15 protein-coding genes are annotated in these 19,392 nt (G+C 42.3%); 2 read left to right on the forward strand and 13 right to left on the reverse strand.

Translation table 11 applies throughout. From position 1 onward, the window contains the following. Positions 1 to 13: 13 nt before the first annotated feature. The 7 genes from carA to dnaK all read right to left on the reverse strand — a co-directional run bounded on the left by carA (position 14) and on the right by dnaK (position 8,362). Positions 14 to 1,171 carry a glutamine-hydrolyzing carbamoyl-phosphate synthase small subunit gene (carA, locus tag EGC86_RS08055; RefSeq protein ID WP_123777178.1) on the reverse strand — a complete coding sequence of 386 codons (1,158 nt, stop codon included), beginning with the start codon at positions 1,169 to 1,171 and terminating at the stop codon, positions 14 to 16. A 174-nt stretch (positions 1,172 to 1,345) separates the two neighbouring features. After that, positions 1,346 to 2,158, reverse strand: a complete 813-nt coding sequence (gene dapB, locus EGC86_RS08060; RefSeq protein ID WP_101085767.1) for a 4-hydroxy-tetrahydrodipicolinate reductase — start codon at positions 2,156 to 2,158, stop codon at positions 1,346 to 1,348. 83 nt (positions 2,159 to 2,241) lie between these two features. After that, positions 2,242 to 2,859 carry a BamJ family beta-barrel-assembly machinery protein gene (gene bamJ / locus EGC86_RS08065; protein ID WP_101085769.1) on the reverse strand — a complete coding sequence of 206 codons (618 nt, stop codon included), beginning with the start codon at positions 2,857 to 2,859 and terminating at the stop codon, positions 2,242 to 2,244. A gap of 79 nt (positions 2,860 to 2,938) precedes the next feature. Continuing rightward, the gene (locus EGC86_RS08070) at positions 2,939 to 3,745 is read right to left on the reverse strand and encodes a M48 family metallopeptidase (protein ID WP_123777179.1); all 807 of its coding nucleotides are present in this window, start codon (positions 3,743 to 3,745) and stop codon (positions 2,939 to 2,941) included. Between the two features lie 122 nt (positions 3,746 to 3,867). Further along, positions 3,868 to 5,100: a DEAD/DEAH box helicase gene (locus EGC86_RS08075; RefSeq protein ID WP_123777180.1), complete on the reverse strand. Its 1,233-nt coding sequence runs from the start codon at positions 5,098 to 5,100 to the stop codon at positions 3,868 to 3,870. 103 nt (positions 5,101 to 5,203) lie between these two features. Continuing rightward, a complete protein-coding gene (dnaJ, locus tag EGC86_RS08080) occupies positions 5,204 to 6,334 on the reverse strand; it encodes a molecular chaperone DnaJ (protein ID WP_011636444.1) in 1,131 nt (376 codons plus the stop codon). A 111-nt stretch (positions 6,335 to 6,445) separates the two neighbouring features. Further along, a complete protein-coding gene (gene dnaK / locus EGC86_RS08085; protein ID WP_123777181.1) occupies positions 6,446 to 8,362 on the reverse strand; it encodes a molecular chaperone DnaK in 1,917 nt (638 codons plus the stop codon). A 779-nt stretch (positions 8,363 to 9,141) separates the two neighbouring features. Here dnaK and EGC86_RS08090 point away from each other — a divergent pair. Beyond that, positions 9,142 to 9,477, forward strand: a complete 336-nt coding sequence (locus EGC86_RS08090) for a hypothetical protein (RefSeq protein WP_011636442.1) — start codon at positions 9,142 to 9,144, stop codon at positions 9,475 to 9,477. An 82-nt stretch (positions 9,478 to 9,559) separates the two neighbouring features. Here EGC86_RS08090 and EGC86_RS08095 read toward each other — a convergent pair whose 3' ends face one another. From EGC86_RS08095 to EGC86_RS08110, 4 genes are all read right to left on the reverse strand, one after another. Then, positions 9,560 to 10,834: a glutamate-5-semialdehyde dehydrogenase gene (locus EGC86_RS08095; protein ID WP_123777182.1), complete on the reverse strand. Its 1,275-nt coding sequence runs from the start codon at positions 10,832 to 10,834 to the stop codon at positions 9,560 to 9,562. Between the two features lie 10 nt (positions 10,835 to 10,844). Next, positions 10,845 to 11,954, reverse strand: coding sequence for a glutamate 5-kinase (proB, locus tag EGC86_RS08100; protein ID WP_123777183.1), 1,110 nt, complete (start codon positions 11,952 to 11,954; stop codon positions 10,845 to 10,847). 283 nt (positions 11,955 to 12,237) lie between these two features. Then, complete coding sequence (locus EGC86_RS08105) at positions 12,238 to 13,527, reverse strand: NCS2 family permease (RefSeq protein WP_123777184.1); 1,290 nt, start codon at positions 13,525 to 13,527, stop codon at positions 12,238 to 12,240. Between the two features lie 885 nt (positions 13,528 to 14,412). Continuing rightward, complete coding sequence (locus tag EGC86_RS08110; RefSeq protein ID WP_123777185.1) at positions 14,413 to 15,951, reverse strand: M17 family metallopeptidase; 1,539 nt, start codon at positions 15,949 to 15,951, stop codon at positions 14,413 to 14,415. A 182-nt stretch (positions 15,952 to 16,133) separates the two neighbouring features. Between EGC86_RS08110 and EGC86_RS08115 the strand changes: the two genes are divergently transcribed. Beyond that, the gene (locus EGC86_RS08115; RefSeq protein WP_123777186.1) at positions 16,134 to 17,597 is read left to right on the forward strand and encodes an aminoacyl-histidine dipeptidase; all 1,464 of its coding nucleotides are present in this window, start codon (positions 16,134 to 16,136) and stop codon (positions 17,595 to 17,597) included. Between the two features lie 109 nt (positions 17,598 to 17,706). Here the strand turns inward: EGC86_RS08115 and dinB are convergent, their stop codons facing one another. Next, on the reverse strand, positions 17,707 to 18,786 hold the full coding sequence (dinB, locus tag EGC86_RS08120; protein WP_123777187.1) for a DNA polymerase IV: 1,080 nt from the start codon (positions 18,784 to 18,786) through the stop codon (positions 17,707 to 17,709). A gap of 135 nt (positions 18,787 to 18,921) precedes the next feature. Continuing rightward, positions 18,922 to 19,389: a bacterioferritin gene (bfr, locus tag EGC86_RS08125; protein ID WP_059746496.1), complete on the reverse strand. Its 468-nt coding sequence runs from the start codon at positions 19,387 to 19,389 to the stop codon at positions 18,922 to 18,924. Between the last annotated feature and the right edge of the window lie 3 nt (positions 19,390 to 19,392).

Genomic DNA, 19,392 nt, shown 5'->3' on the forward strand with positions numbered 1-19,392 from the left:
TTCTCCCAGATAACTACTTGGCGTGCTGACGGTATTGTTCAATTAGCTCGATGAAATGATCGAACAGCGGTGCGGCATCGGTTGGCCCAGGGCTCGCTTCAGGGTGACCTTGGAAGCTAAATGCTGGCTTATCAGTTAGGTGAATACCTTGTAATGAACCATCAAATAACGACTTATGCGTGACCTTAATATTAGCTGGCAATGTGGTTTCATCTGCAGCAAAACCGTGGTTTTGACTGGTGATCATCACGTTGCCTTTTTCAATATTGCTCACTGGATGGTTTGCACCATGATGACCAAACTTCATTTTTAAGGTTTTCGCACCAGAGGCTAATGCAAGTAACTGGTGACCTAAACAGATACCAAATACTGGAATATCAGTCTTTAATATTTGTTGGATTGCAGTAATAGCATAATCACATGGTTCAGGGTCGCCAGGACCATTTGACAGAAAGACCCCATCAGGCTTCATGGCAAGTACGTCTGCTGCAGATGTTTGTGCTGGTACTACCGTCACATCACAACCACGGTCAACCAACATACGTAAAATATTACGTTTTACACCGTAATCGTACGCGACAACTTTATATTTAAGTTCCGCTGCTGGTGTTTCAGACGGTAAACCACCGACTAATTTCCAGCTACCGTTACGCCATGTATAAGCTTTATCGGTGGTCACTTCTTTGGCTAAATCCATGCCTTTTAGACCTGGAAACGCTTTCGCCGCTGCCAGAGCCTTCGCTTCATCTAGGTCACCAACCATAATACAACCGGCTTGGGCGCCTTTTTCACGCAAAATTCGAGTTAGTTTGCGGGTATCAATATCAGCAATGCCAACCACATTATTCGCTTTTAAATAATCGCTTAATGATTGTTGGTTGCGGAAATTACTCGCCATAAGCGGTAAGTCACGAATAATTAAGCCACATGCATGAACCGAATCCGATTCTGTGTCTTCATCATTAGTACCTGTGTTACCGATGTGAGGATAGGTTAATGTTACTATTTGGCGTGAATATGAAGGATCTGTAAGGATCTCTTGATAACCTGTCATTGAAGTATTAAATACCACTTCACCAACAGAGATACCGGTAGCACCAATTGCGGTGCCAGAGAATACTGATCCATCTTCGAGTACGAGTAAGGCAGACTGTGTCAACGCGACCTCCAGAAAAGAGCCAAGCCACTTAAAATTATGTGTTTTTATTTTGCACTAAAATACCAATTTTCGATAAATTACGAAATTTTGACAAATTCTAGCGATTGTATAAGAAATTCGTTTTTACGTCTATATTTTGTAGGATTGTTTTCAAAAAAAAACACCAACGAATGGTGTTTTTATTATCTAGTTCAATCCTAATACTTGTTGCATGTCATACAGACCTGCATTTTGATCGGAGAGCCAAAAAGCCGCCCTCATTGCCCCATTAGCAAAGGTCATTCTACTCGATGCTTTATGGGTTATTTCCAGCCGTTCGCCTATGTCAGCGAACATTGCGGTGTGTTCACCGACAATGTCACCAGCACGAACCGTTGCAAAACCTATGGTATTAGGATCACGTTCACCGGTAATACCTTCACGCCCAAATACCGCACATTGGTCTAAATCACGACCTAATGTTTGGGCTATAATTTCACCCATTTTAAGTGCAGTACCTGACGGTGCATCCTTTTTATGCCGATGATGCGCTTCGATTATTTCGATATCGGTATAATCACCCATCACCTCTGTAGCCAGTGCGAGCAACTTCCACATCACGTTAACACCGACAGACATATTAGGCGCTAATACCACTGGCACTTGTTCTGAATAGGCACCAATTTGCTCTTTTTGAGCATGATTAAAACCTGTGGTACCAATGACAATAGCTTTGTGATTTTTTGCGCACCAATCGAGATGAATAATGGAAGATTCAGGTGACGTAAAATCAATTAATACGTCAAAGTCGTCAACCACTTTATCCAGTGAATCGGTAATGGCAACATTCATCGCGCCAACACCAGCAAGTACACCAGCATCAATACCGATTAAACTTGAACCTGTACGTTCAATAGCTGCGCCAAGTATTATGACTTGTTGCTGTTTAGCAGATTCAATCAGTGTACGGCCCATACGGCCACTGGCACCAACTACAGCAATTCTCACTTTTGCAGTCATTTCATTCTCCCAGTGTTAACTAAAGGTAAACACACAAACAGCATATACAAAAACGCCTAAGTTAACTTAGGCGTTTTTAACAACTAGATAATTTCTAACAATTCAACTTCGAAGACCAAAGCTGAATAAGGCGGGATTGAAGCACCCGCGCCACGCTCACCGTAAGCCAAGTGATGCGGGACATATAATTTTAGCTTAGTGCCAACTGGCATTAACTGTAATGCTTCAGTCCAACCGGCGATAACACCAGATACTGGGAATTCAGCAGGTTGGCCACGAGCAACAGAGCTGTCGAACACATCACCACTGATGAAAGTACCATGGTAATGAGTACGTACAGTTGAATCATACGTTGGTGTTTCACCGTCGCCTTGTACAAGCACTTCGTATTGAAGACCAGACTCAGTTATCGTAATACCGTCACGCTTAGCGTTTTCAGCTAGGAATGTATCACCTTCAGCGGCAGCAGCTTCTGCAGCAGCTTCTTGTGCTTCTTGTAAACGACGACTAATTTCAGTAAATGCAACTTGAAGCTCTTCCATTGATACTGCGCTTTCTTTACCGGCAAATGCATCAGCAAGACCAGCTTGAACAGCAGGGATATCAATACCTTCAAAAGAGTTTGCTGCTAGTTGCTCGCCCATTTGACGACCTACACCGTAGCTAGCATGCTGTTCCATAGTGCTGAACAAATCTGACATAATAATTTTCTCTCAATAAACATAAAAAATTCGCACAAGAGTTTATCACAATAAACCCCGTAAATGTTGGCAAAAAACGCTATTTAACTTGAGCAATTTTACACTCAGCCAAAGACTGTTTTCTTGCCTGTGTATAAAGCGGCATCACTTGATTCTGTGCCGCTTGCAAGTCTTCAATTCGGTGACTGTGTGACGGGTGAGTCGATAACAGTTCAGGGCCTTGGGCTCCGCCCGCTTTAGCCATGTTTTGCCACAAATTAACACTTTGAGCTGGATTAAAACCTGCTTTGGCCATTAGCTCAAGACCAACAATATCAGCTTCAGATTCCTGACTGCGGCCAAAAGGTAAAATAATGCCCACATTCGCCCCTAGCCCCAGTCCGGCCATGTACAAATCTTTATTGGCAATACCCGATGCTCCTAATGCGGCATCCGCAGCTTGCATGCCAAGACCCGTTATCTGCGCTCGAGATACTTGCTCGTTTCCATGTTGTGCTAAAACGTGCGCCACTTCATGTCCCATAACCGTAGCCAACTGATCTTGATTCGTCGCCACATTTAGTAAACCGGTATAGACACCAATATGGCCACCAGGTAGCGCAAACGCATTGACTTGATCTGATTCAAACAACACGACATCCCATTGCTGCAATTGGTCGGGCAACACCGCAGTGATACGTTTGGCAACACAGTTCACATATTGAGTTTGCGCTTGGTTTTGACTTATTTTTTCACTTTGCTTCATGGTCTCAAACGACTGAGCACCCATTTGCTGCATCTGGGTATCAGAAAATAACAAGGTTTGCCCTCGCCCTGTTGGCGATTGACTATTAACACAGCCAACTAATAAAGCAGAAACGAGTAGGGTTAGCGCGAGAGGTTTCATGTTGTCATCCCTTAAAATTCATTTAGCCAAAAAGCTAATCGATCATTCATTTATTTTATACCAATCAACTGGACCAATGCACCATTTGCGATATTAAACATCAGCCAGCATTCATGTGTTGATTAACGTGTTGATTTACGTTTAGCGAAATCACTAATACTGCGTTTATTGGCGGTACGACGATTGGCTTGCTTATCGCGCGGCGCTCGCTTACTGTTTTCGCTAATCGGTTTGTCTGTTACCGCAAAACCAGCTAATTCAACTAATGGTAATGCCTGTCCGGTTAATTCTCGAATAGCCTCTAAACTGAGTAATTCAGAATGACAGACTAATGATAATGCCACGCCGCTTAATCCCGCCCGTGCAGTACGTCCAATACGATGAACATATACTGCTGCTTGGGCAGGTAAATCAACATTAATGACTACTGGCAATGCGTCGACATGAATACCGCGCGCTAATACATCGGTTGCGACTAATACAGTCAGTTGTGCCGTTTTGAATTGCTCTAAGGTCTTACTTCGCAGCGCTTGTTCTTTATCGCCATGAAGCGCCGCAGCGTTAATACCCGCTTTAATTAACTTTTTACACAATGCATCAGCATCATCTTTAGCATTCACAAACACCAATACTTGCGACCATTGATGTAAAGCAATTAAATGAATCAGCGCTTTGGCTTTGCTGCCTTTATTGACGTGATAGAGAGTTTGATCAATATCAGCCACGGTACTATTTAAAGCATGCGCTTCAATTCGTACGCAAGATGCAGACTGTACTTTTTGAGCTAATGCGACCAAAGATTCGGGTAACGTCGCCGAAAATAATAACCGTTGGCCACTTGGCATTAATGTAATCAGCGCATTAATATCGGCGATAAATCCCATGTCCAGTAATCGGTCTGCTTCATCAAGAACCAAACTCTGCAGATGTTCAAAATCAATAACACCTTGTTGTGCTAATGCGAGTAAACGGCCCGGTGTAGCAACGACGATGTTAACCGGTTGAGCTAAGCGATCAATTTGAAGCTCTATTGCTTCACCGCCACACAGTACCTCTACGCGCAAATTAAGCGATTGTGCCAGCGGCACTAAGTTTTGCGATACTTGTGATGCTAACTCTCTGGTCGGTACGATGATCACGGCAGACAAATGAGCCGTTGGAAGCAGACTAATGCGTTGCAATACAGGCAAACCATAAGCATAGGTTTTACCGCTGCCGGTTTGGGCTAATGCCAACACATCTTGCCCCGCCAATATAGTTGGAATAGCCAGTTGCTGAATACGACTCGGCTGATTCACTGTCGGTGGTAATGCGGCTAATAAACTTGAATCGAGTGATAACGCTGAAAATGACATGTTAACGCCTAATGTTAATAGGATAAATTGACGATATTCGCCAATAAAAAAGGCTGCTTACCCAAAGTAAACAGCCTTTAACGAGGTCGCTAGATCATCGCGATTAACTGTTTAAATCCTGAAAGAACTTTTTAACGCCATCAAAGAAGCCTTCAGCTTTAGGGCTGTGCTTTTTTGATTCGCCAGTTAACGTTGCTTCAAACTCACGCAATAACTCTTTTTGTTTTTCATTCAAGTTAACCGGTGTTTCCATTACCACTTTACACAGTAAGTCACCTACTGCATGGCTACGGACCGACTTAACCCCTTTGCCGCGTAGGCGGAACATGCGCCCTGTTTGGGTTTCTGTTGGGATTTTAAGGCTAACTTTACCGTCTAATGTCGGTACTTCAATCTCGCCGCCTAATGCTGCTTTACTGAATGAAATAGGTACTTCACAGTAAAGGTTATTGGCGTCACGGGTAAAGATAGCGTGTTCTCGCACACTAACTTGAACGTATAAATCACCTGGTGGAGCACCAAACTCGCCCGCTTCACCTTCGCCAGTAAGACGAATACGATCGCCTGTATCTACACCAGCAGGAATTTTAACTGATAAGGTTTTGCTTTTCTCAACACGACCTTCGCCATGACACTTGCCGCAAGGATCTTTAATGATTTTACCGCGACCATGACAAGTAGGACACGCTTGCTGAACAGCAAAGAAACCTTGACGCATTTGCACTTGGCCTTGGCCATGACACGTACCACATGTGGTTGCAGATGTGCCTTTTTTAGCACCGCTACCATCACACAAATCACACGCTGCTAAAGTAGGAATTCGCAGTTCTTTGGTTAACCCGCGTACGGCTTCTTCTAAAGACAGTTCAAGGTTGTATCGTAAATCACTACCGCGCGCAGCTTGGCGTTGACCACCACCACGGCGACCACCACCAAAAATATCACCGAATACATCACCAAAGATATCGCCAAAATCACCTTGGCCACCACCGTGTCCACCACGATTAGGGTCAACGCCAGCATGACCAAATTGATCATAAGCCGCTTTTTTGTCGCTGTCGGTTAAAATTTCGTACGCTTCTTTAATTTCTTTAAAGCTAGCTTCTGCGGCTTTGTCACCCGGATTACGGTCTGGGTGAAACTTCATCGCTAAGCGTTTGTACGCTTTTTTAATTTCGCGTTCACTGGTGTCACGTCCAACACCGAGAACTTCGTAATAATCACGCTTTGACATAGTGTTCTGTTTCTCGAAGGTGTGAGTAAATTGTTAAACTTAAATTATACAAACGGGCGTTTGAGGATACCCCCAACGCCCGCTTTAACGGTAACTAGCTGAAATTTCTAATTACTTTTTGTCGTCTTTAACTTCTTCGAACTCAGCATCAACAACATCATCAGCAGGCTTTTCTTGGCCAGCATCGTGTGCTTGACCTTCTGCTTCACCTTGAGCTTTAGCTTGAGCAATTTCCATTAACTTAGCAGACGCTTCGATTAACGCTTGAGTAGCTGTATCAATAGCTTCTTTATCTTTGCCTTTTATGGCAGTTTCTAAAGTTGCGATTGCTGCTTCAATCTTTTCTTTTTCGTCACTAGCTAGTGCATCGCCAGCTTCTTCAACTTGTTTTTTAGTTGAATGAGCTAAACCATCTGCTTGATTACGCGCTTTAACTAACTCTTCAAATTTAGCATCTTCATCAGCATGAGCTTCAGCATCACGTACCATTTGTTCAACTTCTTCATCAGACAAACCAGAAGAAGCTTTGATAGTAATGTTTTGTTTCTTACCTGTTTTCTTGTCTGTTGCAGACACATGTAAGATACCATCAGCATCAATGTCGAACATCACTTCAACCTGTGGTTGGCCACGTGGTGCTGGCTCAATACCTTCAAGGTTAAATTGACCTAATGACTTGTTGGCACTAGCTTGCTTACGCTCACCTTGAAGTACGTGAATTGTGACTGCACTTTGGTTGTCGTCAGCTGTTGAGAATACTTGCTGAGCTTTAGTCGGGATAGTGGTGTTCTTCTCGATAAGCTTGGTCATCACACTGCCCATGGTTTCAATACCAAGAGATAGTGGTGTAACGTCAAGTAGAAGTACGTCTTTCACTTCGCCAGAAAGTACGCCAGCCTGAATCGCCGCGCCAACTGCAACCGCTTCATCAGGGTTAACATCTTTACGAGGCTCTTTGCCGAAGAAGTTAGTTACTGCTTCTTGTACTTTAGGCATACGAGTCTGGCCACCAACAAGAATCACTTCATTGATATCAGATATTGATAAATCAGCATCAGCTAGTGCAACTTTAAGCGGCTCTAGAGTACGTTGAATTAAATCTTCAACTAATGACTCTAACTTAGCACGAGTAATTTTAACCACTAAATGCTTAGGACCTGATGCATCAGCAGTGATGTAAGGCAAGTTAACTTCAGTGTGGTTAGTGCTTGAAAGCTCGATTTTTGCTTTTTCAGCCGCTTCTTTCAAACGTTGCATTGCTAAAGGATCTCTACGAAGATCTAAGCCCTGGTCTTTTTTGAATTCATCAGCTAAATAGTTAATCATACGGTTATCAAAGTCTTCACCACCTAAGTGAGTATCACCATTGGTTGCTAGTACTTCAAATGTTTGGTCGCCATCGTTACTGTCGATTTCGATGATAGAGATATCGAATGTACCACCACCTAAATCGTATACTGCAACAATGTTGTCGCCTTGCTTCTTATCGATACCGTATGCAAGTGCAGCAGCAGTAGGTTCGTTGATAATACGCTTAACATCAAGACCTGCGATACGACCAGCATCTTTCGTTGCTTGACGTTGTGAATCGTTAAAGTAAGCAGGAACGGTAATAACCGCTTCAGTCACTTCTTCACCTAAAAAGTCTTCAGCAGTCTTTTTCATCTTTTTCAAGATTTCAGCTGAAACTTGTGGTGGTGCCATTTTATTACCACGAGATTCAACCCATGCATCACCATTATCAGCTCCGATAATTTTGAATGGCATGATGTTCACGTCACGTTGTACTTCGTCATCTTTAAAACGACGGCCGATTAAACGCTTAATGGCAAAGAATGTGTTTGTTGGGTTAGTTACAGCTTGACGCTTTGCTGGTTGGCCTACAATAATTTCATCATCGGTATAAGCGATAATTGATGGGGTTGTACGATCACCCTCTGCGTTTTCAATTACGCGTGCTTTGCCGCCATCAAGGACTGCTACACACGAGTTTGTTGTGCCTAAATCGATACCAATAATTTTGCCCATGGGGTCCTCCGAAATTGACGTTAGTCGTCACAAATATGTTATTTGATGTTGATATGGGGATGAACAACAAGTATTTCAAGCATTTTATTGCTTAACTTGAGATTCAAAATTGACCACTCATATCAGCCTTGATACCTATATTGGGACAACAAAGTCAATTACAAGGGTATAAGTAAATATTTATCATGTTTTATGGATTTTTTATACGAGGCATATTAGTAAGCTAAGGAGCTTCCGCTACACATAACAGCGATGGCTTAAGTAAGCTTAATGATGGGAGTCATTACAGTAAAACCAGCCGGAATCACGCAGCAACAAGTCATAGACCTGTGTTTTTTTACTAAATGGCACCCATATTGCCGATGAATTAGATGGTATTAGCGCCATATAATCGTCGCTAATACCAATATTCAGCGTATTGTTCATTATTGTGTGAGTTTCGGCTATTAGATAGTGAACTGCATCAGCAGCCATTATGGCAATTTAACAACGGTACTATCGATTGAATTTGCACTATTGATTGCCGCTGAGTTTTGCGCTTGGCATTATCATTTGGGGAGTGGATTAAATCATCACAATTTAAATCGACATTTGTTTGTGAGCCACACTAACCAACTTGGCATTTCAGCAGTATTGCTCGAGTTTTGAATGTAACACTGCAACAGAAAAGTATTAAATAACCCTAATCATTTGATAAAAAATCGAACTAGAGCTATAAAAGTACAAAGGATATTCAAAAAAGTACTAAAAATTCAAATGATTGTGGAGGAACCAAGGCAATGGGACTGCCAAGATGGAATTTCAGTGATAACACCGAACGTAAGATACGCATTGTTACCTTAACGATTGTTATGGTGATTCTAGTTTATGAAAAGCTTTATGGCGTAAGCACCACACAATATCCAGCAATGTATTTGTGCGTATTTTCACTTATCGCTACTTTTATGACCAATGCCGTACAACGTCGATATTTCACTTATGTAATGGAATACGCGCAAGTATTTAGAATTGTAGCGATATTAATGACCTGTGCCTTTTTTGCGATTTGGTTATTAACCACCTTTGAGCGTTTTACTGAGCCAGTAACGCCAAGTCACCTTATTTATAATTTATAACGCTCTGTTATTACCGAGCCGCCATACAAAAAGCAAAGGGCGCTAATGTGCGCCCTTCTTGTCATAAATAGAACAAAATGCATTATTGTCTGCAGGTGTAATCACCCCAAGCTAACCACTTATAAGTGGTCAGGGCATCTAACGCCATTGGACCACGAGCATGCAATTTCTGAGTACTCACCGCCACTTCCGCGCCAAGACCAAACTGCGAACCATCAGTAAAACGAGTACTGGCATTCACATACACTGCAGCGGAATCAACTTGATTCATAAAGTCACTCGCGGTGTGAATGTTATCCGTTAAAATGGCTTCAGAATGCCCTGTAGAATAATGACGGATATGTTCCACGGCTTCGTCAATATCGTTAACCACTTTGATCCCTAACGTGAGCGATAACCACTCTGTTGAAAACGATTCATCATGTGCCGCTGTTACATCAAAACCTAAACCATCAAGATAAGGCAAAGTGGTTGCACAAGCATGGAAACGAACCCCAAGCGAGTGTAAATGTGATGCTATTTTGGGAATAAACTCAGCGGCTACCTGTTGATGTATTAATAAGGTATCTAAAGCATTACACACAGTCGGACGTTGAACTTTAGCGTTAGCAATGACATCAATTGCCCGCACTAAATCAGCTTGTTTATCGACAAATAAATGACAGATGCCAATACCGCCTAAAATGACAGGAATGCTTGATTGCTCAGCACACAATCGCTGTAGGTTTTGTCCACCACGAGGAATAATCATATCGACATATTTGTCGAGTCTTAGTAAACCGCTGACAAGGCTACGCTCTGGTGAATCAATGAGCTGCACGGCATCTTTAGGTAAATCTAGACTCACCAGTGCATCACGGATAATGTCGCTTAGCATTTTATTGGAGGTTAGGGTTTCTTTACCGCCACGCAAAATCACTGCATTACCGGTCTTTAACGCTAACACGGCAATATCAACAGTGACATTTGGCCGAGCTTCATAAATAACCCCCACCACACCTAATGGGACACTGCGACGAGTTAAGCGTAAGCCGTTATCTAATACTCGACTATCAGCTTCCTTGCCGACAGGGTCTGCTAGTGCGATGACATTATCAATGTCAGCTATAATCCCGCCTAGCCTCCCTTCGTCCAGCATCAACCTATCTATCATGGCTTCGGTTAAACCGCTTTGCTTCGCTGCAATGATATCTTGTGCATTCGCTTGTAAAATATCATTTTTCCGCTGCGCTAAGTGATCGGCAATCGTAGCTAACAACACGTTTTTTTGTTTCGCAGTTAAACTCGCTAAAATAAAACTTGCAGCCTTAGCACGTTGCCCTAATTGAGTTAAATATTCTGTTTCTGTGGCTGACATATGCTTATCCTTAATTATCAAGTACGACCATATCATTGCGATGAACCACGGCATCGCCGTAGTTATAGCCCAGTAGACTTTCTATATCATCAGAATGTTTACCGCTAATTTTGGTTAAATCATTGGCGCAATATCGGCTAATGCCTTTAGCCAAAATCTTACCCGTTTGATTCACAATTAGTAAGGTCGCACCGCGTTCAAAATTGCCTTCAACATCGACAATGCCTTTAGATAATAGGCTACGACCATTAGCAACAACGGCAACAGATGCTCCAGCATCTACAACTAATTTACCTTGTGAAGCAGGACCCGCAAGGATCCACTGCTTGCGACTTTCTAATGGATTTTCGATTGCGCTAAAATGAGTACCGACAGACTCCCTCGCCGCCACTTTGGCAATAACATCGGGGTGATGACCGGAAGCAATAACAACTTCTATGCCCGCACGTCTAGCCACATCCGCGGCTTCGAGTTTGGTGGCCATTCCGCCCGTTCCAAGTCCAGACACTGAACCGCCGGCCAATAAACGCAAACTGTCGTCAATATTGACAACTTGTTTAATCAACTGTGCGTCGGGATGGGTACGTGGATCGGCATCAAATAAGCCTTTTTGGTCGGTCAGTAAGATAAGTAAATCAGCATCGCAAAGTAAGGCTGCGCGGGCAGATAAATTATCATTATCTCCCACTTTAATTTCATTGGTTGCCACTGCATCATTTTCGTTAATGATAGGGATAATATTGTGAGCTAATAATGCATTTAAGGTGTCGCGCGCATTAAGATAACGTTCACGATCTTGTAAATCAGCACGAGTTAACAATAACTGGCCAACATGTAATCCGTAAATACTGAACAATTGTGACCATGCCAAAATTAACTGACTTTGGCCTACCGCTGCAAGTAACTGTTTATTCGCCATAGTGTCGGGCAACACCGGATAATGTAAATGCTCCCGCCCAGCAGCTATCGCACCTGATGTACACAACACAACTTCTACACCAGAACGCATAAGCGAGGCCATTTGCCTGGCTAATTCAACCATATGTGCTTTATCAAGCTTTTTACTGCCCGATGTCAGCACGCTGGTGCCTAACTTAACTACTACGCGGCGATAACCCATTTGTCTTACTCAGCTTACAAAAAAATATTCAGTTCATTTTTATACCCAATTCACTCGATAATTCATAGTGAAAGCCGCTAATACTGGAATATTTGTCTAGATTAACTATTTTCAGGTTAATAAATGGTTATCAAACAGTCTCTAATCCTGCTAACTCAGTTTCATTAAGCTGAAATAGCTTGGCTATTGGCGCCTTATTTAGAAAAACAAAAAAAGGGCTAATAGCCCTTTTTTGTATTAGCCTTAGCCAATTTATTAATTCACTGTACGCATGGGCAGCTAATTAACCGTAAATAAACTTGGCAATAAACAATGCCGCCACCACTAAAATACCTGGATTTAAATCTTTAAAACGTCCTGTCATCAATTTGATCGCAGCATAAGAAATAAACCCAAGACCAATTGCATTGGCTATAGAGAAGGTTAACGGCATTAATAAACACGTCACAACAACGGGAGCTGCTTCAGTAATATCTTCCCAATCAACATTGACTAGACCAGACATCATTAGGATTGCGACATAAAACAAGGTACCTGTTGTGGCATATGCTGGCACCATACCGGCTAATGGCGACACAAATAACGCCGCTAAAAACAGTAATCCAACTACAACGGCAGTTAAACCTGTGCGACCACCTGCACTCACCCCTGCAATACTTTCGATGTAGCTCGTGGTAGTTGATGTACCTAATGCAGCACCAGTAATAGTGGCGACACTGTCTGCGGTTAAGGCACGTTTTACTCGAGATAAACGGCCTTTTTCATCAAGCAGTCCGCCACGTTGAGCAACAGCAACTAAGGTACCTGATGTGTCAAATAAATCGACAAATAAGAAAGCAAAAACCACCGATAACATGCTCACCTCTAATACACTAGACAAGTCCATCTTCATAAATGTCGGCGCGATAGACGGCGGCATAGAAATTAAACCTTGGTATTGCACATCACCAAAAATCATTCCTAAAACTGTCACTATTAGAATGCTAAAAATAACGGCAGCCTTTAGACCACGATGAACCATGGCAATAATTAAGAAAAAACCTAATGCGGCCATCAAGGCTGGAAATGAGGTGATATCGCCCATAGTCACCAATGTAGCAGGGCTTGCCACTACAATACCGGCATTTTTTAAGCCTATTAAGGCTAAAAATAATCCAATACCAGCAGCAATACCAAAACGTAACGACATTGGAATACTATTAACTATCCACTCACGTATTTTGACTAAGGATAAAATTAAGAAGCACACACCTGACATAAAGACCGCGCCAAGTGCCGTTTCCCAGCTATACCCCATTTCGCCAACTACGGTGTAAGTAAAAAAGGCATTCAGCCCCATACCCGGAGCCAATGCTATCGGGTAATTAGCTAATAATCCCATAACTAAACAACCTATGGCAGCCGCTAAACATGTGGCAACAAATACCGCACCATGATCCATCCCAGCATCAGCAAGCATCATAGGGTTAACAAAAATGATGTAAGCCATCGTTAAAAAAGTAGTCAGACCGGCCATAGCCTCTTGCTTAAGACTCGTGTTGTTCTGTTTAAGTTTAAATAGTTTTTCTAACATGGAACGGGGTTCCTTGGGCAAAGGTTAACGTTGGATTAATAGTCAAATTACGACAAATGAGGATACGGTAAGCCTTGTGCTATTGACCATACTCACAGAGTCGACATCTTTACAGAGGGCTTACTTTAATTGCGGGGAATTATAAATACTTACGACCTTGATAGCTATCAATAGCCTTTTTGTTGAAAGATTTCAGTTTTTTATATAGCGCACTAACCAATTAGCTTGAGTCTAACTAAAGCGAGCTAAATTCAAGACAAAAAAAAGCCTACTCAATAGAGTAGGCAGACATGTTACAAGCATCCCATATGGGGAAAGGAAAGCTAGCATCACTTAACGTGATGTGGCGATAAATTAATTAATTTACCACCTTGTCTAAAACCGTCAAACGAGACGAACAAAAGGTTGATGGATATTAAAACTACGTAAAGAGGGTCAATTCTTAACGTTTCATGGCGAATATACCGCCACGTAAAACTGTTACGTCGGCAAACCAAGTGTTCTGCCAATAAAATTTGCTGTTACCTGTATAAGACATAGTCGTGCTCCTGATTAAAGTAAAGTTGTATAAACCTAGTAAAGCTTGGCTCGGTTCCCTGGAACGTACATTTCTCAAATCCATTGAGACAACTTGTCACTCAGATCCTTGGAGGTTATATCCATCCTGGATTAACTAGAGTCGACAAACACATTGCTTGCCGACGAAATGAATTATACAAAACTGTAATTTAATTACAAGTATTATTTGCTTTAATTCACAAAAACTTCATTAAAAGTGATTTAATTACAATATTTTCGTATTAAAACTATGTATAACTATTGTTATCAACATGTAACCTAAAAATCAAGCCCTTCAAAAACAACTACTTAACAACGAAAAAACCTCTAATTTGAAAACTGTAATAAAGCTACCAAAGGGCTTGCGGTTGGCTTTCCATACAGAGGATCGCCCTCAACAGCACTGCCTGCAATATCGATATGAGTAAATGCCAGTTCTGTTTCTGTTAATCCAGAGGCTTTTATCAAGAAAGCGGCAGGATATTGATGCCCACGAGCCGTAATGGAAGACGGACCATTATTCGATGACACCACATCTGCAGCGCCGTTTTTATCGGCAATTTTATCAAAGTCTTCCGGACGTAATCGTGAAACCTCGAATGGCTCCCCCCATAACTGACCCACTTCAGCAAGTGTTGCTGCAACCCCTTGCTTTTTAGCTGCGCTATTCTCAACTAATGCAGGATAACCACCATAGGCTCGTACAACATGGCCGGTTAACGTCGCCACCGAAAATAACTGTGGATTCACCGCTGTTTGAGCCTGTAAACGCAAATGTGATAATAAGTCAGCCAACACTAAGCGACCTTCTGCATCAGTATTACCAATGCGAACTCGCACACCTGCGTGGCTAGTAATGATTTCATCAGTGACAAATGCATCACTGCCAATACTGTTTCTTACTAATCCGAGTTCAGCAATGACTTTAATACCTTTAGGTTTCAGTATTGATAGTGCTTTCATTAGACCGGCAACTGCTGCCGCGCCACCTTTATCACGGCTCATTCCAGCCATAGATCCTGCAACTTTAATATCAGCGCCACCTGTGTCGTAAACCACACCTTTGCCAGCAAAGAATAAGGTTTTTGTAATAGGGCCTTCACCAACATATTCAAGCTTTACCACTCGTGGATGATGACGTGCAACATCAAAAGAGCTTCTACCCACTGCGCTGAGTAATGGGTATTGCGCTTTTAACTGCTCGACTTGATCAACCACAGATACAGCCAAACCGCTATCAGCAAAAGCATCAACACAATATTGTGCAAAACCAATAGCGGACATACGCTCAGGTTCTGTACCACAAAGATCGCGCGCCAATACTCGTCCAGATTCTGCCGCATTAAGTAATAAACTATGGGTGGCAGTATTCAATAATCCAATCGCGGTTAAACTCGGTTGTAAAGACTTTGCTTCTCGCGCCTCTAACGGTTGCCAAAGCTCTTGTCCACAAGCCAGTGCGGCAACTTGTTCTGCATTAGCAAAGCGATTGTCAGTTACACTTGGAACAACTAGTAAAGGTTTAGTGGCACCTGCGGCTTTAGCAATGGCAATACCTTCTCGAGCGGCTTTGGCAAAAATCCTGACATCGCTATACTCATTGTCGCTATCTGTCACTGGGGAGAGAATCAAACGACAACCGGCTAACCCTGGCGCAAAAAGCAACGTGGCACTTTTACCGACACGGAAATCTATTTGACTAGCGTGTGCAGCAAGCAAACTCACTTCATCTTGTTTGATGTCAGCTAAACTCGTCGCTATCACGACAACAGCGTCCCAACCTTCGCCTTCAAAAATAGCCTCATCAGTTGTGACATCAATAATTGGCACTTGGAACGCAGTAAGCGCTTTATTCACTTGGGTCATATAAGATCCTTACTCTTTAGGGATATAGATAAATTAGTGGGTTCATAATTATTTACAGATTTGTGGACTAAACCTTGGCAAATCGGTATCGCAATATCAAGTAACTGCGCAGAATATGTTAAAATAGTCGCAGTTATATTTTGTGTCGTATATCGACTTGATTTCATCTTAGAGGGCGTTTCGTGACTGCATTAACTCAATTATATCCTCAGCCTCTATGGCAATGGTTTGAACAAATTTGCGCTATTCCACATCCATCAAAGCATGAACATGCGTTATCACAACATATTCAACAATGGGCAAAAGCTCAAGGCCTTGCGGTTGTTGAAGACAAAGTGGGTAATTTAATCATCCGTAAGCCTGCTACTGCAGGAATGGAAAACTGCAAAATAGTGGTGTTACAAGCGCACATTGATATGGTGCCGCAAAAAAATGCCGACAAAGTACATAATTTTGAAACCGATCCGATTGAAGCCTATGTTGACGGTGATTGGGTTAAAGCTAGAGGAACAACCTTAGGTTCTGATAACGGTATTGGTATGTCTTCGGCGTTGGCCGTTTTAGGCAGTAAAGACATTAAGCACGGGCCACTCGAAGTGCTGCTCACCATTGATGAAGAAGCCGGCATGACTGGCGCTTTTGGTTTAGAAGCCGGTTACCTTGATGCTGAAATTTTAATTAATACTGATTCAGAGCAAGAAGGTGAAATCTACATGGGTTGCGCCGGCGGTGTTGATGCACAAATAAGTGTACCAATGTCTTGGCAAGCACCAGAACAAAGCAACGCCAGCTTTTCACTGACTATGTCGGGTTTAAAAGGCGGCCATTCTGGTGTCAATATTCATCTTGGTCGTGGTAACGCTAACAAGTTATTAGCGCGATTTTTATTTAAATACAGTGACGAATTAGCCTTAGAGCTAGTCAGCTTTAGTGGTGGTTCGCTGCGTAATGCGATTCCGCGTGAAGCTAACGTTCAATTGATGTTGCCAGCTGAAAATGTTGAAGCATTAAAACAAGCTATTGAGTCATTTCAAGCGTTAGTGCGTGAAGAGTTAGCCGTAGCTGATCCTGCCATGTTACTCACGTTAGCCGCAATTGATGCACCAACAAAAGTGATGGACGAAGAAGCGCAAAATACCTTAATCGACTTATTACATGCTAGCCCTAACGGTGTTATCCGCATGAGCGATGAAGTAGAAGGCGTCACTGAAACATCATTAAATATCGGCGTGATCAGCACTGAAGATGAAAGCGTAGAAATATTATGCCTTATTCGTTCATTAATCGATTCGGGGCGTGAAGAAGTCACTGGTATGCTAACCGCACTATCAAATCTATCGGGTGCTAGCATTGATTTAAGCGGTGCTTATCCAGGTTGGAAACCAGACACTAGCTCACCTGTTATGGCAATTGTGCGTGACACCTATAACGATATTTATAAAAAAGATCCTAGCGTGATGGTTATTCATGCGGGTCTTGAATGTGGTTTATTTAAAGAACCTTATCCGCACATGGACATGGTATCGATTGGTCCGACGATTCGTTATCCGCACAGCCCAGATGAAATGGTCAACATCACCACGGTTGGTCAATATTGGGAATTACTGCTTGCTGTATTAGAGCGTATCCCAGCTAAAGAGGCGTAATCAGTCAAGTGATTGTGGCTATGGTTATAATTGGCTGATAAGCCATATAAGAAAGGCGACAGCAATGTCGCCTTTTTGCTCTCTATGGTTTCCGTTATAAAATGGGCGCCTAAAATTGTAAATCGAGTTGAGTAATTTGATCGACACTACTCTCGGAAGAAGCCAACGTCACATCCGCTAGGCCAACGCTCACACCGACTAATCGAATCCCTCGCCCATGGCTTCGTTGTAATGCTTGCAGCAATAACTCATGAAACAGGTTAATCGAAATCTCATCACTGCGATGCTCGATGGTGGTCTGCTTAAAATCATTAAATTTCAGTTTCACAACCTGCTTATGGATCTGTCGGTCTTTTGCACTGCGACGAACCCGAGTACTCAGCTCTTGAATCAGTTGCGGTAATACCTGATGACATTGCTCTAACGTAAAAATGTCTTTGGCTAATGTCGTTTCAACCCCGACAGACTTACGCACTCGATGCGGGCTGATTTGTCTTGAATCGATCCCTTGAGCACGCTCAGCCAACACATGGCCAAACTTACCAAAGGCCTCAATTAATTGCACTTTAGGGTATTGCTGCACATCATAACAAGTGGTTAAGCCAATATCGGCTAACTTTTTTGAAGTGACTTTACCAACTCCAGGAATTTTACTCAGCGGTAGGTCTTTTACAAAATCAGCAATTTGATTTGGAGTGATAACATATTGTCCATTCGGCTTATTTAAATCGGATGCAATTTTGGCTAAAAACTTAATGGGTGCTATACCAGCTGAAGCAGTTAATCCGGTAACCTCAAAAATCTCATCTCGTATCGCCTTGGCAATTAATGTCGCACTGCCTTGGTGAGCATCGCAATCAGTCACATCAAGATACGCTTCGTCCAAAGACAAAGGCTCAACAAGATCAGTGTATCGATGAAAAATCTCACGTATTTGCAGTGACACCGATTTATACACTTCCATCCGCCCTGGTACTAAAATCAATTGCGGACACAACTGCAACGCATGATAACTGGACATAGCGCTACGCACCCCAAATTTGCGGGCCTCATAGCTGCAGGTACTTATCACACCTCGGCGGTCACTTCTGCCGCCAACAGCAATGGGTTTTCCTCTCAACTCAGGAAAATCGCGCATTTCTACCGCGGCAAAATAACAATCCATATCGATGTGAATGATTTTACGCATTCTATAACCATCATCATTATCTTAATTGAAACAATGATACTGTATATAAAAACAGTATTCAATCATTCTCTTACAGACACAAAAAAGCCCAAACTCAGTTGGACTTATTTAACATGTAACGTATCAATTAAGACATTACATTTTGGTCTGTAAATAGTTTTGTAAACCAATACGTTCAATAAGACCGAGTTGCTTCTCTAACCAGTACATGTGGTCAGATTCAGTGTCATCTAATAACACTTCTAAAATTTCACGGCTTTGGTAATCCGCTTTTTCTTCACATAGCGCGATAACTTTACGCAAATGATCTGCTACATGATATTCGTATGCAAGGTCATTTCTAAGCATTTCTTGCACATCTTTACCAATATTCAACGCTTCACGGCTGCCAACATCTGGAGTGCCTTCTAAAAACAAAATGCGTTGAACTAATTTAGCTGCATGCAACTTCTCGTCGTCTGACTCATGCAGAATACGGGTATACAGTTCATTGAATCCCCAGTCTTCATACATATGAGCATGGACAAAATATTGATCCATGGCTGACAATTCGCCAGTTAATAAACTATTTAAAGCGTCGATGACTTCTGGATGGCCTTTCATGAT

Source organism: Shewanella frigidimarina, assembly GCF_003797125.1.
Lineage (GTDB): Bacteria > Pseudomonadota > Gammaproteobacteria > Enterobacterales > Shewanellaceae > Shewanella > Shewanella frigidimarina.